Origin of the sequence: Prauserella salsuginis, assembly GCF_024648885.1 — a bacterium.
Classification (GTDB): Bacteria; Actinomycetota; Actinomycetes; order Mycobacteriales; family Pseudonocardiaceae; genus Prauserella; species Prauserella salsuginis.
In genome coordinates this window covers 91377-107963 of sequence record NZ_JANBBF010000011.1, presented here as the reverse complement: position 1 = coordinate 107963, position 16587 = coordinate 91377, and the positions used below count along the sequence as shown (strand labels likewise).

General features: G+C 70.4%; 12 protein-coding genes. 9 read left to right on the top strand and 3 right to left on the bottom strand.

The annotated features are described in order from the left end of the window. Window positions 1–68: 68 nt before the first annotated feature. From LY40_RS15465 to hutH, 3 genes are read right to left on the bottom strand one after another with little or no spacing between them, the layout of a single operon-like run. Complete coding sequence (locus LY40_RS15465) at window positions 69–1259, bottom strand: allantoate amidohydrolase (protein ID WP_183784856.1); 1191 nt, start codon at window positions 1257–1259, stop codon at window positions 69–71. 11 nt (window positions 1260–1270) lie between these two features. Continuing rightward, on the bottom strand, window positions 1271–2887 hold the full coding sequence (gene hutU, locus LY40_RS15460; protein WP_258937273.1) for a urocanate hydratase: 1617 nt from the start codon (window positions 2885–2887) through the stop codon (window positions 1271–1273). Beyond that, a complete protein-coding gene (hutH, locus tag LY40_RS15455; protein WP_258937272.1) occupies window positions 2884–4419 on the bottom strand; it encodes a histidine ammonia-lyase in 1536 nt (511 codons plus the stop codon). The genes hutU and hutH overlap by 4 nt, the downstream gene beginning before the upstream one ends. A 78-nt stretch (window positions 4420–4497) precedes the next feature. Here hutH and LY40_RS15450 point away from each other — a divergent pair, with 78 nt between their 5' ends. The 9 genes from LY40_RS15450 (at window position 4498) to LY40_RS15410 (ending at window position 16583) form a co-directional block, all read left to right on the top strand. After that, complete coding sequence (locus LY40_RS15450) at window positions 4498–5352, top strand: IclR family transcriptional regulator (protein WP_228725947.1); 855 nt, start codon at window positions 4498–4500, stop codon at window positions 5350–5352. Window positions 5353–5612: 260 nt separating this feature from the next. Next, window positions 5613–6950 (top strand): alkaline phosphatase PhoX, encoded by a 1338-nt coding sequence (locus LY40_RS15445; RefSeq protein WP_258937271.1) that lies wholly within the window; start codon window positions 5613–5615, stop codon window positions 6948–6950. A 393-nt stretch (window positions 6951–7343) separates the two neighbouring features. Continuing rightward, window positions 7344–8756: a hemolysin family protein gene (locus LY40_RS15440; protein WP_258937270.1), complete on the top strand. Its 1413-nt coding sequence runs from the start codon at window positions 7344–7346 to the stop codon at window positions 8754–8756. Next, complete coding sequence (locus LY40_RS15435) at window positions 8753–9769, top strand: CNNM domain-containing protein (RefSeq protein WP_183778925.1); 1017 nt, start codon at window positions 8753–8755, stop codon at window positions 9767–9769. The genes LY40_RS15440 and LY40_RS15435 overlap by 4 nt, the downstream gene beginning before the upstream one ends. A 649-nt stretch (window positions 9770–10418) precedes the next feature. Beyond that, on the top strand, window positions 10419–11354 hold the full coding sequence (locus tag LY40_RS15430) for a GNAT family N-acetyltransferase (protein ID WP_183778926.1): 936 nt from the start codon (window positions 10419–10421) through the stop codon (window positions 11352–11354). Next, window positions 11269–12675, top strand: a complete 1407-nt coding sequence (locus LY40_RS15425) for an FAD-binding oxidoreductase (RefSeq protein ID WP_258937269.1) — start codon at window positions 11269–11271, stop codon at window positions 12673–12675. Before LY40_RS15430 ends, LY40_RS15425 begins: the two co-directional genes overlap by 86 nt. Window positions 12676–12704: 29 nt before the next feature. Further along, window positions 12705–14036 carry an NAD(P)/FAD-dependent oxidoreductase gene (locus LY40_RS15420; protein WP_183778929.1) on the top strand — a complete coding sequence of 444 codons (1332 nt, stop codon included), beginning with the start codon at window positions 12705–12707 and terminating at the stop codon, window positions 14034–14036. Then, on the top strand, window positions 14033–15268 hold the full coding sequence (locus LY40_RS15415) for an FAD-dependent oxidoreductase (RefSeq protein ID WP_258937268.1): 1236 nt from the start codon (window positions 14033–14035) through the stop codon (window positions 15266–15268). The genes LY40_RS15420 and LY40_RS15415 overlap by 4 nt, the downstream gene beginning before the upstream one ends. Next, window positions 15261–16583 carry a cation:proton antiporter gene (locus LY40_RS15410; protein ID WP_258937267.1) on the top strand — a complete coding sequence of 441 codons (1323 nt, stop codon included), beginning with the start codon at window positions 15261–15263 and terminating at the stop codon, window positions 16581–16583. The genes LY40_RS15415 and LY40_RS15410 overlap by 8 nt, the downstream gene beginning before the upstream one ends. The last annotated feature ends 4 nt before the right edge of the window (window positions 16584–16587 follow it).

Here is a 16587-nt window from a genome sequence, read left to right as displayed (position 1 = left end):
CGCACCTGCGGTCCCGCCCGCCTGCTCAGCGCTCATCGGCACCTCGCCCGCCGGGCTCGCCTGGCCGCTCACCGGGACAGTCTCGCCAGCACGGTGGCCAGCGCCTCGGCGCCGGCGTCCACATCGGAGGCCTCGGCGAACTCCTCGGGCGCGTGGCTGACGCCGGTCGGGTTCCGCACGTACAGCATCGCCGCGGGTACGTGCGCCGACAGCACCGCCGCGTCGTGCCCCGCGCCGGTGGGCAGTGCGGGTACGTCGCCGAGCTCGGCCGATAGCTCGTCACGCAGCGCCGGATCGAACACCACCTCGTCGCTCCACGATTCCTCGCGCAGCTCGACGGTGCAGCCCTCCGCCTCCGCGGCGGCCCGCGCCGCGGCCTCGACGTCGCGCACGACGGACGGCACATCCGGACCTCGCGCGTCGAGCCAGACGTCCACGGTGGAGGCGATGACGTTGGTGCCACCGGGGTTCGGCGCGAGCCTGCCGACCGTGGCGCGCGTGGCGGGGGCGGACGCGGCGATACGGCGCACGGCGGCGACGGTCTCCGCGGCGGGCAGCATCGGATCCCTGCGGTCGTCCATCGGCGTCGCGCCGGCGTGGTTGCCCTGGCCCGCGAACGTCAGCCGCCACCGGCCGTGGGCGATCACGGTGCTGCCGACGGCGACAGGCCCGCCGAGGTCGACCAGCCCGCGACCCTGTTCGACGTGCAGTTCGACGAAGCGGCCGATGCGGCCGACGAGCTCGGGGTCGGCGCCGATGCGCTCCGGGTCGAGGCCGCTGCGCCGCGCGGCGTCGGCGAACGTGACACCGTCGGGATCACGCAACCGCAGCGCCTTCTCCGCGGGCAGCGATCCGGTCGACAGCCGCGATCCCAGGCATGGCACGCCGAACCGGCCTCCTTCCTCCTCGCCGAACACGACGACGGCCAGTGGTTTCGCCGGAGTCACGCCTCGTTCGCGCATGATGTCCACTGCCGACAGTGCGCTCACCACACCGAGTGGCCCGTCGAACGCACCGCCACCGGGCACCGAGTCGAGGTGACTGCCGGTGACGACGGCGTCCGGGCCGGGGCCTCCCCACCACGCCCACAGGTTGCCGTTGCGGTCCTGTTCGAGGTCGAGTCCGCGACGCCGCGCCTCACCGGCGAACCACTCGCGCAGGTCGAGCTCGGCGGTGTCGAACACGTGCCGGGAGTATCCGCCGCGCGTGCGATCGCGTCCGACGTCGGCGATGTCGGCGAGCAGTCCGCTCGCGGTCACGTCCGCCATCGTCACTCCCGCATCGGGACGGTCAGGTCACCGCTGACGGCAGCCTCGGCCGCGCGGTCGTACCCGGCGTCGACGTGCCGCAGCACGCCCATGGCCGGGTCGTTGCTGAGCACCCGTTCGAGCTTCTGCGCGGCCAGCTCCGTCCCGTCGGCGACCGTGACCTGGCCCGCGTGGATCGACCGGCCCATGCCGACGCCGCCGCCGTGGTGGATGGACACCCAGGTCGCGCCCGACGCGGTGTTGATGAGGGCGTTCAGCAGCGGCCAGTCCGCGATCGCGTCGGAACCGTCCATCATGGACTCGGTCTCCCGATACGGCGAGGCGACGCTGCCCGAGTCGAGGTGGTCGCGGCCGATGACGACCGGCGCCGAGAGCTCCCCGTTGGCGACCATCTCGTTGAACCGCAGGCCCGCGAGGTGCCGCTCGCCGTGGCCGAGCCAGCAGATCCGCGCGGGCAGGCCCTGGAACGACACCCGCTCGCCCGCCATGCGGATCCAGCGTGCGAGGGACTCGTTCTCGGGGAACAGCTCCAGCACCGCCCGGTCGGTGGCCGCGATGTCGGCAGGGTCGCCGGACAGCGCCGCCCACCGGAACGGGCCCTTGCCCTCGCAGAACAGCGGGCGGATGTAGGCGGGCACGAAGCCGGGGAAGTCGAACGCCCGCTCGTAGCCGGCGGTCTGGGCCTCACTGCGCAGCGAGTTGCCGTAGTCGAACACCTCGGCGCCGCGGTCCATGAACCCGACCATCGCCTTCACGTGTTCGGCCATCGACTCCCGCGCCCGGTCGGTGAACTCGTCGGGCTTGGCGGCGGCGTAGTCGTGCCAGTCCCCGACGTCCACACCGGACGGCAGATAGGAGAGCGGGTCGTGCGCGGACGTCTGGTCGGTAACGATGTCGACGTCGACGTCCCGGCGCAGCAGCTCGGGCAGGATCTCGGCGGCGTTGCCGATCACGCCGACCGACAGCGCACGCCGGTCGGACCTGGCCGCCGTCACGCGGGCGATCGCGTCGTCCAGGTCGGTGGCCAGCTCGTCGAGGTAGTCGGTTTCGAGCCGGCGCTGCGCGCGGTGCGGATCGCATTCGATCACCAGAGCCACACCGTCGTTCATCGTCACCGCAAGCGGTTGCGCGCCGCCCATGCCGCCGAGACCCGCGGTGACGGTCAGCGTGCCGGCGAGCGTGCCGCCGAAGCGCTTCTCCGCCACGGCCGCGAACGTCTCGTACGTGCCCTGCAGGATTCCCTGGGTGCCGATGTAGATCCACGACCCGGCGGTCATCTGGCCGTACATCGTCAGGCCCAGGTTCTCCAGCCTGCGGAACTCCGGCCAGTTCGCCCAATCGCCGACGAGGTTGGAGTTGGCGATGAGCACGCGCGGCGCCCACTCGTGCGTGCGGAGCACGCCGACGGGTTTGCCGGACTGCACGAGCAGCGTCTCGTCGTCGGCCACGGTGGACAACGTGCGGACGATGGCGTCGTAGCTGGCCTGGTTGCGGGCGGCCTTGCCGGTGCCGCCGTAGACGACGAGGTCCTCGGGCCGCTCGGCGACCTCGGGGTCGAGGTTGTTGCGCAGCATCCGCAGCGCGGCCTCGGTCTGCCAGTTCTTGGTGGTCAGGCTCATGCTTCCTCCACACAGTTCTGCACGGCACCGGAAGCGATCAGCTCCTCTGCCGCGGCGATCTCGGGGGCGAGGTGACGGTCGGGGCCGGGGCCGCCGACGCGGGTGCGCAACAGGTCGCGGACCGCGCCCGTCACCGGAGCGGGCCGCAGCGGCGCGCGCAGGTCGAGCGCTCGCGCGGCGGTGAGCAGCTCGACGGCCAGTACGGTGCGCAGGCCGTCGATGCCGCGGCGGAGCTTGCGCGCCGCCGACCAGCCCATCGACACGTGGTCCTCCTGCATCGCGCTGCTCGGGATGGAGTCGACCGACGACGGCGTGGCCAGCCGCTTGAGCTCGCTGACGATGCCGGCCTGGGTGTACTGGGCGATCATGTGGCCGGAGTCGACGCCCGGGTCGTCGGCGAGGAACGCGGGCAGGCCGTGCGAACGGGCGACGTCCAGCATCCGGTCGGTGCGGCGTTCGGCGATCGACGCGACGTCCGCGACCGGGATCGCGAGGAAGTCGAGCACGTACCCGAGCGGCGCGCCGTGGAAGTTGCCGTTGGACTCCACACGCCCGTCGGCGAGCACGACCGGGTTGTCCACGGCGGAGACCAGTTCGCGGTCGGCGACCGCCTCGGCGTGGGCGAGCGTGTCCCGCGCGGCGCCGTGTACCTGCGGTGCGCACCGGAGTGAGTAGGCGTCCTGCACTCGGGTGCAGTCGGGGCCGCGATGGCTGGCGACGATCTCGGAATCGGCGAGCGCCTCCCTCATCCGCCGAGCCGAGACGGCCTGCCCCGGGTGCGGGCGCAGCGCCTGCAGGTCGTCGGCGAACACGCGGTCGGTGCCGAGCTGCGCCTCGACGCTCATCGCCGCGGTCACGTCCGCGACGTCGAGCAGCCCGGCGAGGTCGCGGGTGGCCAGCGCGAGCATGCCGAGCATGCCGTCGGTGCCGTTGGTGAGCGCGAGCCCCTCCTTCTCCGCCAGCGTGACCGGGGTGATCCCGGCGTCGCGGAGCGCGTCCGCGGCGGGCCGGACAGCGCCGTCGGCCGTGACGACCTCGCCCTCCCCCATCAACGCGAGCGCGACCGCGGACAGCGGAGCGAGGTCGCCGGAACAGCCGAGCGAACCGTACTCGGGCACGACCGGGGTGATGCGCGCGTTGATCAGCGCGGCAAGGGTGTCGACGGTCGAGGTCCGCACCCCGGTGTGGCCGGTGGTCAGGGTGCGCAGCCGCAGCAGCATGAGCGCGCGCACCACCTCGGTCTCGACGGCCGGTCCGGCACCGGCGGCGTGCGAGCGGATCAGCGAGCGCTGCAGGTCGGCCCTGCGCTCCGGCGGGATACTGCGCACGGCCAGCGCGCCGAAGCCGGTCGACACGCCGTACGACGGCGTCGTCGCGTCGGCCAGGGCGTCGACGTGCGCGCGGGCGGTGGCGACGTTCTTCCTCGCCACGGTGCCGACCGTCACCCCGGCACCGGCGCGGGCGACGGCGACGACGTCCGCGCGGCTCAGCGGGGCGGATCCGATCACTACCTCGTTCGGCTCGTTCGGCATGCCCTCATTGCACCGCGGGAAGGGCCTGCCCATCAGTGTCGGCGGTACGATTTCTGTCTCGAATCTCAGACAGGAGCCATGATGGCGCAGGACAAGCCGTTTGGGCAGAGCGAGTACGCCGCCCAGGGAAACGTGCCTGCGCTGCGGCGCGGGCTCGCATTGCTCGGTGTGCTGGCGCGGCACCCGGGTCCGGTGTCGGCGGCGACGCTGGCGCGCGAGGCAGGCGTACCCCGGTCGTCGACGTACCACCTGCTCACCGAACTGCAGGCCGCCGGATTCGTGGTCCATCTGCCCGCCGAACGGCGGTACGCGCTCGGGATCGCCGCGTTCGAGCTGGGCTCTTCCTACCTGCGGCACGATCCACTCGAACGGCTCGCGGGGCCGATCCTGCGGCGACTGGTCGACGAGACCGGGCACACGGCACACCTGGGCGTACTGCACGGGCGCGAGCTGGTCTACCTCATCAAGGAACGCCCTCCGCAGCCGCAGACGGTCGTCACCGACGTGGGCGTCCGACTGCCCGCCCACCTGACGGCCTCGGGTAGGGCGATGCTCATGCACCTACCGAAGCCCCAGGTCAGAGCGCTGTTTCCGGCGGCGTCGGCGTTCGTGCGCCGCACCGGCCGGGGTCCGCGGAGCCTGGCCGAGCTGCGGGCGACGCTCGCCGCCCATGAGCGGCTCGGCTGGGCGGTCGAGGACGGCCACGTGACCGCCGAGTTCGCCTCCGTCGCGTACCCGGCCTTCGACCACGGCGGCCGCCCGCTGGCGGCGATCAGCCTGACCTTCCGGCACCGGTGCACCGACGAGAACGATCGGTCCGAAAAAGCGGCCGACATCGAATGCGGCGAGACCTGGCCGGACCTCGCCGGCCGGGTCCGCCGCGCCGCGGGCGAACTCACCACCCGCGTCGGCGGGCTGCCTCCCGCCACGTGAGCGGACGCGCCGTGCGAGTCGCCCGCGGGCGGCTCCGGGCGCGTCGGTTCCGCGACCGGCACAGGTTCCGGTTCCCACGCCGGAACGGACGGATCGGCCCGAACGGCGGTTGCCGCTGCACTGTTCGGAGCAACGCCCGTTGCTCGGCGCACTCGCCGATCGGCAGGCGTTCAAAGGTCGTTCATCGCAACCTGCGCAGCGGGACATGTCGGACGTGTGGGGTGAATTCGACCTTCCCGGACTTCGAAGGAGCGCCAGTAATGGTCGAACGACCCACCACTCCCTCCAACCTGTCCCGCCGCGGTTTCCTCCGCAGCGGAGCCGCCGTCGGCGCCACCTCCGCGCTGCTCGGTATGATGGGCGCCACGACCGCGTCGGCCAAGCCCGGCCGCGGTCCGCGACAGGCCGAAGACAACGGCGGGTACGGCCCGCTCGAGCCGGCACCCGGGGGCGAGCTGCTGCTGCCTGCCGGTTTCTCGTATGTCGCGTTCGGACACACGGGAACGCCGATGAGCGACGGCAGGCCCACGCCGGGCATGCACGACGGCATGGCCGCGTTCGCCGGCGAGGACGGGCGCATCCGCCTGGTGCGCAACCACGAACAGAGCGAGGGCGCGGCGTTCGCCTCGCCGTCGTACGACCCGGCCGCCGCGGGCGGTACCACCACGATGGTGTTCGATCCGGAGAAGATGGAGCTCGTCGACACGTTCCCGAGCCTCACGGGCACGATCCGCAACTGTGCGGGCGGCCCGACGCCGTGGGGTTCGTGGCTCTCGTGCGAGGAGACGTTCACCGGCCTCGACGTCGACACCCCGCACGGGTACGTCTTCGAGGTTCCCGCCGGTGCGGACGGCCCCGTGGATCCGGTGCCGTACAAGGAGATGGGCCGGTTCACGCACGAGGCCGTCGCGATCGACGAGGCGACGGGCATCGTGTACCAGACCGAGGACCGCGGCAGTGCCGGGTTCTACCGGTTCGTGCCGAACAAGCCGGGCGAGCTTGCCGCCGGCGGCAAGCTGCAGATGCTGGCGATCAAGGACAAGCCCGGGTTCGACACGCGGCTCGGCCAGAAGCCGAACCGGACGCTGCCGGTGGAGTGGGTCGACATCGACGACCCGGACCCGGACAGCGACGACAGCCTCGCCGTGGCGCGGCAGGGCTGGGACAAGGGCGCCGCCGTGTTCGCGCGCCTCGAGGGTGCCTGGTTCGGCGGCGGGTCGATCTACCTGGTCTCGACCAACGGCGGCGACGCGGGCATCGGTCAGGTGTGGGAGTACCGGGCGCGTGGCGACTCGGGCGGTCAGCTCGTGCTGGTGTACGAGTCGACGAACCCGGACCTGCTCGAGAGCCCGGACAACATCTGCGTCTCGCCGAACACGGGCGGGCTGGTGCTGTGCGAGGACGGCAGCGGGAAGGATCTGCTGCGCGGTGTGACGAACCGGGGCGAGATCTTCGACCTCGCGGAGCTCAACTCGTCGAACACCAGCGAGCTCGCCGGTGCGACGTTCTCCCCGGACGGGAAGATCCTGTTCTTCAACGTCCAGTCCCCCGGCATCACCTACGCCGTCACCGGGCCATGGGAGCGCGGAGCGCTCTGAACAAGCCGGCAGCGCGGCGCGCTCTGAGCAAGCCGGCAGCGCGGCGCGCTCTGACGAACCCGGCGGCGCCCCGTGCTCTTGCCGGAGCAGGCGGCACGGGGCGCCGTGGCCGGTCCTGACGACGTTGCCCCCGTCGGCGAGCGGCCAACCGGATCGCCGACGGGGGCAGGGAACCGTACTTTCCGGTAGCATCGGGCCATCCCGTTCGGGTCGATCGGCTCCGCGAGGTGACCGGCCGTCGGCGCAGCGACTCCGCGAGCCGAATCGAGCAGCGCGTTCCGGGGAACGCACCGAACGGGATGGTCACGTAGGCAGCCTGCCAGGAAGGGCGATGGACGACAGTTGTAGTACCGGCACCCGGACCGTGAGCGAGAGCACCGCGAGGTGCCGCACATGATCTGGGCCCTCAGCCTCCTGCTCGGAGTCGTCATCATCCTGGCCGTGATCGCGGCGAACGGCTATTTCGTGGCGCAGGAGTTCGCCTACATGGCCGTCGACCGCTCCCGGCTGGCCGCCCTGGCCGAATCCGGGAACCGCTCGGCCCAGCGGGCGCTGGCGATCACGCGCCGCACGTCGTTCATGCTGTCCGGCGCGCAGCTCGGCATCACCGTGACGGGCCTGCTGGTCGGTTACGTCGCCGAACCCCTGGTCGGCAACGCACTGGGTACTGCGCTGGGTGGTGTCGGCGTTCCCACCTCGGTCGGCATCGCCGTCGGCACCGTGGCCACACTGGTGCTCTCGACGCTGGTGCAGATGCTCATCGGTGAGCTGTTCCCGAAGAACCTGGCGATCGCCGCACCGGAACGCATCGCGCTGTGGCTCGCCGGTTCGACGACGCTGTACCTGACGCTGTTCGGCTGGCTCATCTGGATCTTCGACGCCGCGTCGAACACGCTGCTGCGACTGCTGCGTATCGAACCGGTCCACGACGTCGAGCATTCGGCCACCGCGCGCGATCTCGAACACATCGTGGCCGACTCGCGCGCCACCGGTGACCTGCCCACCGAGCTGTCGGTGCTGCTCGACCGTGTACTGGACTTCCCCGACCAGGACGTCGAACACGCGATGAACCCCCGGGCGCGCGTCGACGTCGTCACGGCCGACACGCCGATCTCCCGAGTGCGGGAACTCATGGCGCACGGCCACACGCGCTACCCAGTGCTCGACGTGGCAGCCGACGAAGTCCTGGGTGTGGCCGAGTTGGCGGCCGTGCTGACCCGGCCGGCCGACGACGAGGCGCCGGTGTCGGAGCTGTGCCGCCCTCCGTTGCTGGTGCCGACCACCATGTCGCTGCCGGATGCCTACGCCCGGCTGACGGTGACCCGCAACGAACTGGCGTGTGTCCTCGACGAGTACGGCGGGTTCGCCGGCATCCTCACGATCGAGGATCTGGCCGAGGAACTCGTCGGCGAACTGCAGGACGAACACGACGCGCCGGAACCACCGCCCGTGACGGTCCAGGACGACGGCACCTGGTTGGTCAACGGTGACGTGCACGTCGACGAGGTGGAGCGTGCTGTTGAGCACGACCTGCCTTCGGGAGACGTGGAAACGGTCGCCGGCCTGACGATCGCCGCCCACGGCGCGCTCCCCGCCACCGGCACGACCGTGCTGATCGATCTGCCGCAGTCGGGGGCCGAACTGGCAGAACCGGAACCGCCAGCACCTCCGGTGCTGCGCGTGGACGTACTCGACGTCGACCGCCACGTGCCGTCGCGGCTCCGCCTCACGCTCCAGCAGGCCGAGGCGGCAACCGGTGAGGACGGCGGCGGGCCCGGCGGATCCGACCGGGAGGAGGCGCGATGAGCAACCCCTGGATCGTGGTCGCCGTGACGGTGCTGATCATCGTCGCCAGCGCCTTCTTCGTGGCGGTCGAGTTCGCCACGCTCGGGGCGAAACGCCATCGCCTCGAGGAAGCCGCCACGACGAGCCGTTCGGCGCGAGCCGCACTGCGCAGCTCCCGCGAACTGACCCTGCTGCTGGCCGGCTGTCAGCTCGGCATCACCGGCGCCACCCTGGCACTCGGCGCGGTCGCCAAACCCGCCGTGCACCACTGGCTCACCCCGCTGATCGAAACGCTCGGTGCGCCCTATTGGGCCGCCGACGCGGCGGCGTTCACGTTCGCGCTCCTCGTCATGACGTTCCTGCACCTGGTGGTCGGCGAGATGGCACCGAAGTCCTGGGCGATCGCACACCCGGAGCGTTCCGCGACGATGCTCGCGCTGCCCGCCCGCGTGCTGGTGGCAACGACGCGCCCGCTGCTGCTGACCATCAACACCGCGGCCAACCGGCTGGTGCGGCTGACCGGCGTCACTCCCGCCGACGAGGTCGCGACAGGGCAGAACCCCGAGGGGCTGCGGCAACTCGTGAAGCACTCCGCCGAGACGGGAACCCTCGACGGCCTGTCGTCGACCCAACTATCCGGTGCCCTGGACCTGCAGCGCGTCACGGTGCGCGACATCGCATCCGGATCCCCGGTCACGGTGCCCGCGCATGCCACGGCCCTCGACGTCCGCAACGCAGCCCGCGAGTCCGGCCACCGGCGCATCCTCGTGGGCGAGCGTGATCCGCGCTCGGTCGTCCACGTTCGTGACACGCTGCTGCTCGCCGACGACACACCGGTCACACAGGTGGCATACCGCGTTCTCGATCTTCCACCGGACACGCCGCTCTACACGGCACTGGCCCGGATGCGGGAGACCTCGCAACACCTCGCTGTGGTCCACACCACCGACGGTCCGGTCGTGGTCACGATCGCCGACATCCTGGGCCGGGTACTTCCCGGCGAGTCCACCACTGCGGACGCCCACAGCTCCTGACCCGAGTCGCAGCGCCCGGCGGTCGGACCGCCACGGCACGGCCGGCAGGCGGACGTTGGCGATCCGAGTGGGGCCGCTGTCCGACTGCGTCATCCCAGGCGACGGCCTGGCCGGATGCCGCCGCCTTCGCCCGGGACGCCGCCGAGAGCGCCGCTGACGGCGAGCGGCTCTCTCGGCGCCCCGCAGCATCTGCAGGCGTCCGACAGCCCGCCCAGCCCGAGGAAATCTCGCCCGCGAGATTTTGTGTGTACACAACCTTCCTTGCGCCGATCCGGGGATTCCGAGTCGAATTATTCACGAATAATGCGCAGTCTGATAATGGCACCTCACGTGCGACTCGAAACATTTCCAACCGGGCGTTAATGTGAGGCGAATCGCAGTGATCGATACAGTTATCGTCACCGGCCGCCGCGGTGGTCGAACCGGAAACATGTGGTCACCACTACCTGCACGTAAGCCCGAGAGTGCCGCAACCACAGCGTGTTCGATGATCTACGAATCTCGAACAACCTCTTGACGGCCACCCGAGAATGGGGCAACCTGAGGTCGCTCGATCAGGCGATGTCGATTGATCGCGACAACTGGGGGTCGCTGACAACCTCGCACACTCGACAGTTCATTCTTCAATTTCCCACAGTCGGTGGAGGCAATGAAGCAGTACATCGGCGCGCGTTTCGACGCGCGCACTCACAGTCATGCCGAAAACAATTCTCTCAGCCCCACGAACGATTCCACGACGACGATCCGGATCGAATCCACGACAGGATCGTGGCCGGGCCTCACACTCGACGACCTGCCCGCCGCGATCAACGACTGGCGAACCGAGCGAAGCCGGGTCCACGCCGAGGCCGGGGCCGCTGATCATGCGGTGATCGATGTGCTGGCACAGCACGGTTTCGTGCTCGACCCGGTCACATTCGCGCAGCGCACCGAGCCGGATGCGCCCGTGGTGCTGACCCGCGATTTCGCCGTCCCCGCCACCGCATGCGAGTGGCTTCCCCGCATTCCACCGGACGGCATCGACGCCGACGGGATCGTACTGACCCATCCGCACCCCGACGACCTGGCGGACCTGCTCGCCTGTGAGCAGGATCCCGGGGCGCGGCTGCATGCCCTCACCGAACCACTGGACCGGCAGGCACTGATCGAGCTGCTGGGCTCGGCCTACTACCGATGGCGAGTCGGTCCGGCCTCGTTCCTGATCGCCCGCGCATCGCCCGCAGGTCCCCCGCTCGCGAAGTTGTCGGTGCGCCGCGTCGTCCCACCGGGAGTTCTCGACGTGGGGTACGTGACCATGCCTGCCCACCGCGGCAAGGGAGTCTCCACCCGCGCCGTACGGGGCTTCACGCGATGGGCCTTCACCGCTGCCCCGGTCCAGCGGATCGAACTCGGCGTGAAGCCGGCCAACCGCCGATCCGCTGCGGTCGCCGAGCGCTCCTCCTACCACTGCGAATCCGTCCGGAAAGGACGACTGAGCAATCTCGACGGGAGCTACTCCGATGAACTCAGCTACGTCGCACTCCGACACGAGTGGACGCATCACCGCGACAAGGGCCGCGGCGCCCAACAGCCGCAACGTCAGTGAGCTTCCCGCGGCCGAGCCCGACCGAATCCATCGCCCGGACTCGGTGGACGAGCTGGTGTCCCTGGTGCGCGAGGGCTGCAGCGGCGCCGGTGGGTTCCGGGCGGTGAGCAGCGGTTTCAACTGGGGCCTGGGTTCCGCATCGGGCCCGATTCCCGGCCAGCACCTCGTTGATCTGTCTGCTTTGGACACTGTCAGGACGATCGACGTCGAACGCGGCTACGCGATCGTCGAAGCAGGAGTGACGCAGGCGCAACTCTGCGACGCGCTGACAGGATCGGGGCGGTTCCTCAACTGCACCGCGTCCTCACCGGAAACGTCCGTGCTGGGGAACACGATGGACCGCGGTGTCGGCCTCCGGCACCAGCGGACCGAGGACCTCCTCGGACTCGAGATCGTGACCGCAGCCGCCGACGTCGGCACCGTCGGCTGGTGGCCACCGGGTTCCGGGCTGGCACCCAACAAGTACGGCCTCGGCCCGTCGTCGGTTCAGGTGTTCCCGCAGTCGACGCTCGGTATCGCGACCGCTGCCGTCGTCCGGCTGCTGCCGACCCCGGAGGAGACCAGCGTGCTGACCTTCACCGCGGCCGACGACAGCTACGACGCGCTGATCGAGGTACTGCGTGGTGCCGTGCGCGATCGGCTGAGCGACGCCGTGATCAAGGTCTACGACGCCGATTCCTCCGACATCTACGGCGGAAACGCCACCGTGACCGGGCACATCTGCCTCGACGGCAGCGCGGACGTCGTCTCGGCCAAACGTGCCGACCTCGCGGGCAGGCTCGCACCGATCGGTGCCCGGGTGCTGCCGGAGGACGAGTTCGCCGACGATCCGCTCGCAGGTGCCGTCGCCCGGCTGTACCGGGGTGACGTGTCCAAGAGCGAAAGCATCGTGCGGGCCTCACTGGGACGGTCCACTCACGAAGCGGATGCGGCCGGCCGGGGCTGGATCTTCGTGCTGCCGTTCGTTCCCTTCACCGCCGCCGACCTGGGCAACGCCCGCGGCATCGTGCGCGAGGCCGGCACCCGACACGGTGTCGAGGTCGGCACCACCGTCAACGTCCTCGGCCACGACGTGGTCGACCTCGTCATCGCCATCCGGTTCGACCGTGCTTCGGCGAACGCGACGGAGGCCGCCCACCGGGCATCGGACGAGATCCAGCGCGCACTCGTCGACGCCGGCTACCCGCCGTACCGACTCGACACCGCGCACCACCGGAGCGACGTCGCCCCGGGTACCGACCTCAACGCCGTCGTCGCCGCCCGGCTCAAGGACGCGCTCGACCCCACCGGCCTGTTCGGGCCGTCCCGGTACTTGTCCTGACCACCCCGACCTTCGAGCAGGAGACGAAGATGATCCAGAACTCTGCGGACTACGACGTCGTCGTGATCGGCGCCGGCCCAGCGGGGTCGACCGCGGCCCGGCAGGCCGCCCTGGCCGGCCTTCGCGTGCTGATCATGGACAGGGACCCGTTCCCGCGATTCCACATCGGGGAGTCGCTGTTGCCGTACATGAGCGGGCTGCTCAACCAGCTCGGTCTTCTCGAGCCGATGCGCATGCAGGGCCACCCGGTCAAGAGCGGCGCCGAGTTCAGCGACACCGGGGGACGGTTCCATCGCGTGTGCTTCACCGACCAGGGACCGGGCCGATTCCACACGACGTTCCAGGTCGAGCGGTCCCGCTTCGACCAGTTCCTCCTCGACTCGGCTGTCGAGGCAGGGGCCACCGTCCGGCTGCAGGCCGAGGTCGATGACATCGACCTCGCCGCAGCGTCGGACCACGACGCGCCCCACGTCGTGCACTACACCGGCCCCGACGGCGCTGCGAGGCAGGTACGCGCGTCGGTGCTGATCGACGCCAGCGGCCGCACCGGCCTGATCTCGACCAAGCTGGGCCTGCGCAAACCGGTGGAACGGTTGAAGATGGTGGCGCTCTACCGGCACTACACGGGTGTCAGGGAGGAGTTCAACCCCGGGTGGCGCGGGGACGTCCAGATCGGGAACCACGCCGAAGGATGGGTGTGGGCGATCCCGAACTCCGAGGGCACACTCAGCGTCGGGTCGGTCATGCGCAAACCGACCCTCCGCGCTGCCGGCGACCGCGAGCAGCTGCTGTCCACACACATCTCGCGTATCCCCCGCATCGTGGAACGGCTGGGAACGGCGCGGCCGCAGGGACCGGCCCGGCAGGAGTCCGACTTCTGCTACTACGCGGACCAGGTCGTCGGGAACCGCTGGTTCCAGGTCGGCGACGCCGCCGCATTCGTCGACCCGATCTTCTCCGGCGGTGTCTACCTCGCCATGACCACCGGCATGCAGGCCAGCGTCGAGGCCGCGGCCATTCTGGACGGTTCGAGTACCGCCGACGAGTCGGCAGGCCGCTTCACGAGCCTGTACAAGACCGGATACGACACCTATTTCCGCCTGGTTCAGGGCTTCTACGAGTACGAGTTCGACTTCGGCCGACTGAAGTCGGAACTGCCGGACACCGTGGACGACAAATCGGTGTCGCTGCTGCTGGGCGGCGATTTCTGGGGACAGGCGAACACGTTCGCGTCCGAGCTCCGGTCGGTGCCGCGCTGGGACCTGTTCGAGCCGTTCGAGGTGCACTACGGCTGCCCCGCGTATCCCGAGCTCGAACGCGCCGAGCGCACCGGGACGCCCGTCGAGGTGGGCACGGCATGACGGCGGCGAACACGACCGCAGACCCTCGGTGGGACGAAGCCGATCACGCCGACACGGTCCGTGCCGACATGGTGATCGTGGGCGGCGGCGTTCCGTCGCTCGTGCTCGCGGCGGGCGTCGCCCGGGCCGCACCGGACCTGGACGTCATGGTGCTCGAACGTGCCCCGCGCACGGCGCGGAATCGGCAGGGCGTGCTGGTGCATCCCGCGACGCAGGTCGTGCTCCGGCGAGCCGGCATGACGGCCGTCCCGGACGACGCTGCCGGCCGGATCGAGTACCTCGAGGAGTTCCGGCACCGGCGGCGGGTCGGGCGGTTCGACACGCGGCGGCGCACCACCGACGGGCAGGTCCACACCCCGTACAACATCGGCCTCGACACGCTGGCGGACGCCGTGTTCCCGGTGCTGGCCGCAACCCCCAATGCCGCCTGCCACTACGGGGTCGACCTGTCCGAGGCCGTTCGCCAGGACGACGAGTGGACCCTGCTGACCGCCGGAGCTGACGGGCCGCAGCGGGTACGTACCCGCCTGCTCGTCGCGGCGGACGGCCGCGACTCACCACTGCGCCAGGGCGTCGATTTCGGCGTGACACGCCGGCTGTTCCCCGGGCGTGTCGACGTCGTGGCGGTGCCGGTGCGGCGGCAGGGACCGCCGGCGATCAGCATGGTCGTCGGCGATCACGACGCCACGACGATCGTGGACAACGGTGTCGGCCCGCACCCGCTCCTGTTCGACATGCAACCCGACGGCACGGCCCCGGACCCCGCGGCCGTACGACTGCGCCCGCAGGCACGACGCCGGGCCGAGGCCGTGGGTCTCGGCCTGCCGGACGACGTGGAGCCTCTGCTGACCACGAGCCTGCGCTCCAGCACGGTGCGCTGCGGAACCTGGTACCGCGACGATCTGTTGTTGCTCGGGGATGCGGCCCACGCGATGCACAATCTCGGCGGGCAGGGCTTCAATCTCGCGGTGCAGAACGCCGCCGCCCTCGTGGACCCGGTGCACACGCTGCTGCGCACCGGGTCCGCTGCCGAGGTCGAGAACCTCCAGCGGTTCCGGTTGCCCTACATCACCGCCCTGCAGGAGCGCCAGGACGACTTCTTCGACGCACTCGCCGCGGGCGAGCCACCCGCCGACGGGTGGCTGGACCCGTTGCACGAGTCACTGACGACGGGCCAACCCGGTCTCGACCGCTACATCGAGCCGCTGAAGGAGCTGATCCGCCATGCATGACGGGAACATGCAAACGCTGCTGGCCGTGACGGCGGCGCTGCTCGTCATCGTCGTCGCCGCTCAGGTGTGCGGACGAATCGCCGTGAAGGTGGGACAGCCCGCCGTCGTAGGCGAAATGGTGTCCGGGATCCTGCTCGGGCCGACCGCCCTCGGCGCATTCGCCCCCGGTTTCAGCGGATACGTGTTCTCCGAGGCCACGAAACCCACCCTGTACGTGATCGCCATGGTGGGGCTGAGCCTCTACATGTTCCTCGTGGGGTTGGAGCACGAACACCATCCGGCCTCGCGCAGGGAGGCCGTGCTCCCGGTCGTCCTCGCCGCGGCCGGGCTGCTGTGCCCGTTGCTCGCGGGCGGCGCAGCCGCGCTCTATCTGGAGGCCGACTTCCGACCGGAGGGCGTGAGTCTCCCGCTGTTCGTGCTGTTCGTCGGCGGAGCGCTGGCGGTCACCGCGTTCCCCATGCTCGCCAGGGTGCTGCAGGAACGCGGCATGGTCCACACCGATTTCGGTGGAGTGGCCACCCGTGCCGCCGCCATCGACGACGCACTGGCCTGGTGCGTGCTCGCCGTCGTCGGTGCGCTCGCCGTGCACGGGAACGTCCTGGATTCGTGGAAGACCATCGTCCCGGCCGCCGGGTTCGCCGTCGCCGCCTTCCTGATTCTGCCGAGAATCTTCAGAAAGCCGATGACACGCGCCGTCCGGGAGGGGCACGTCGACGACCGCCTGCTGGTCGCACTGCTCGGACTTGTGCTCGCTGCGGCGTGGTTCACCGATTACATCGGGATCTACTCCGTGTTCGGCGGGTTCATCTGCGGCGTCGCCCTGCCACGGGTGCGCGGGTTCTCGGCTCTGCTCAACGCGCGGCTGTTGCAGGCGGTGCGCTGCCTGTTCCTGCCGGTGTTCTTCGCCTTCTCCGGACTGAACACGGATCTGACCGGTGCGTTGAACGCCGACTACCTCGCCGCCCTCGGCGTGGTCTTCGCGGCGGCCTTCGTCTCCAAGGTGATCGCCTCGCTAGGGGTGTTGCGAGCGTTCCGCTGGGGATGGGGCGAGTCGGTCGCGATGGGCGGACTCATGAACGCACGCGGCCTGATGATCCTCATCTTCATCAACATCGGCCTCGCCATCGGCGTACTCGAAGAGAGGTTGTTCTCCATCCTCGTGCTCATCGCCGTGCTGACGACGGCTGTGGCGATGCCGTTCTACCGACTCCACTTCACACCGACCCGCGAACAGGACGCACGCGACCGATGGGCGGCCCGGCACTCGCCCGCCGACCCGGACCGCCGATTCCTCCAGGCCGCCGCGACCGGATGACTCC

Bases quoted from the DNA above. Each gene is read 5' to 3' on its own strand.
- LY40_RS15415 (WP_258937268.1), top strand. From the start codon at position 14,033: ATGACGGCGGCGAACACGACCGCAGACCCTCGGTGGGACGAAGCCGAT.
- LY40_RS15445 (WP_258937271.1), top strand. From the start codon at position 5,613: ATGGTCGAACGACCCACCACTCCCTCCAACCTGTCCCGCCGCGGTTTC.
- LY40_RS15420 (WP_183778929.1), top strand. From the start codon at position 12,705: ATGATCCAGAACTCTGCGGACTACGACGTCGTCGTGATCGGCGCCGGC.
- hutH (WP_258937272.1), bottom strand. From the start codon at position 4,419: ATGCCGAACGAGCCGAACGAGGTAGTGATCGGATCCGCCCCGCTGAGC.
- hutU (WP_258937273.1), bottom strand. From the start codon at position 2,887: ATGAGCCTGACCACCAAGAACTGGCAGACCGAGGCCGCGCTGCGGATG.
- LY40_RS15440 (WP_258937270.1), top strand. From the start codon at position 7,344: ATGATCTGGGCCCTCAGCCTCCTGCTCGGAGTCGTCATCATCCTGGCC.
- LY40_RS15435 (WP_183778925.1), top strand. From the start codon at position 8,753: ATGAGCAACCCCTGGATCGTGGTCGCCGTGACGGTGCTGATCATCGTC.
- LY40_RS15430 (WP_183778926.1), top strand. From the start codon at position 10,419: ATGAAGCAGTACATCGGCGCGCGTTTCGACGCGCGCACTCACAGTCAT.
- LY40_RS15425 (WP_258937269.1), top strand. From the start codon at position 11,269: ATGAACTCAGCTACGTCGCACTCCGACACGAGTGGACGCATCACCGCG.
- LY40_RS15410 (WP_258937267.1), top strand. From the start codon at position 15,261: ATGCATGACGGGAACATGCAAACGCTGCTGGCCGTGACGGCGGCGCTG.
- LY40_RS15450 (WP_228725947.1), top strand. From the start codon at position 4,498: ATGATGGCGCAGGACAAGCCGTTTGGGCAGAGCGAGTACGCCGCCCAG.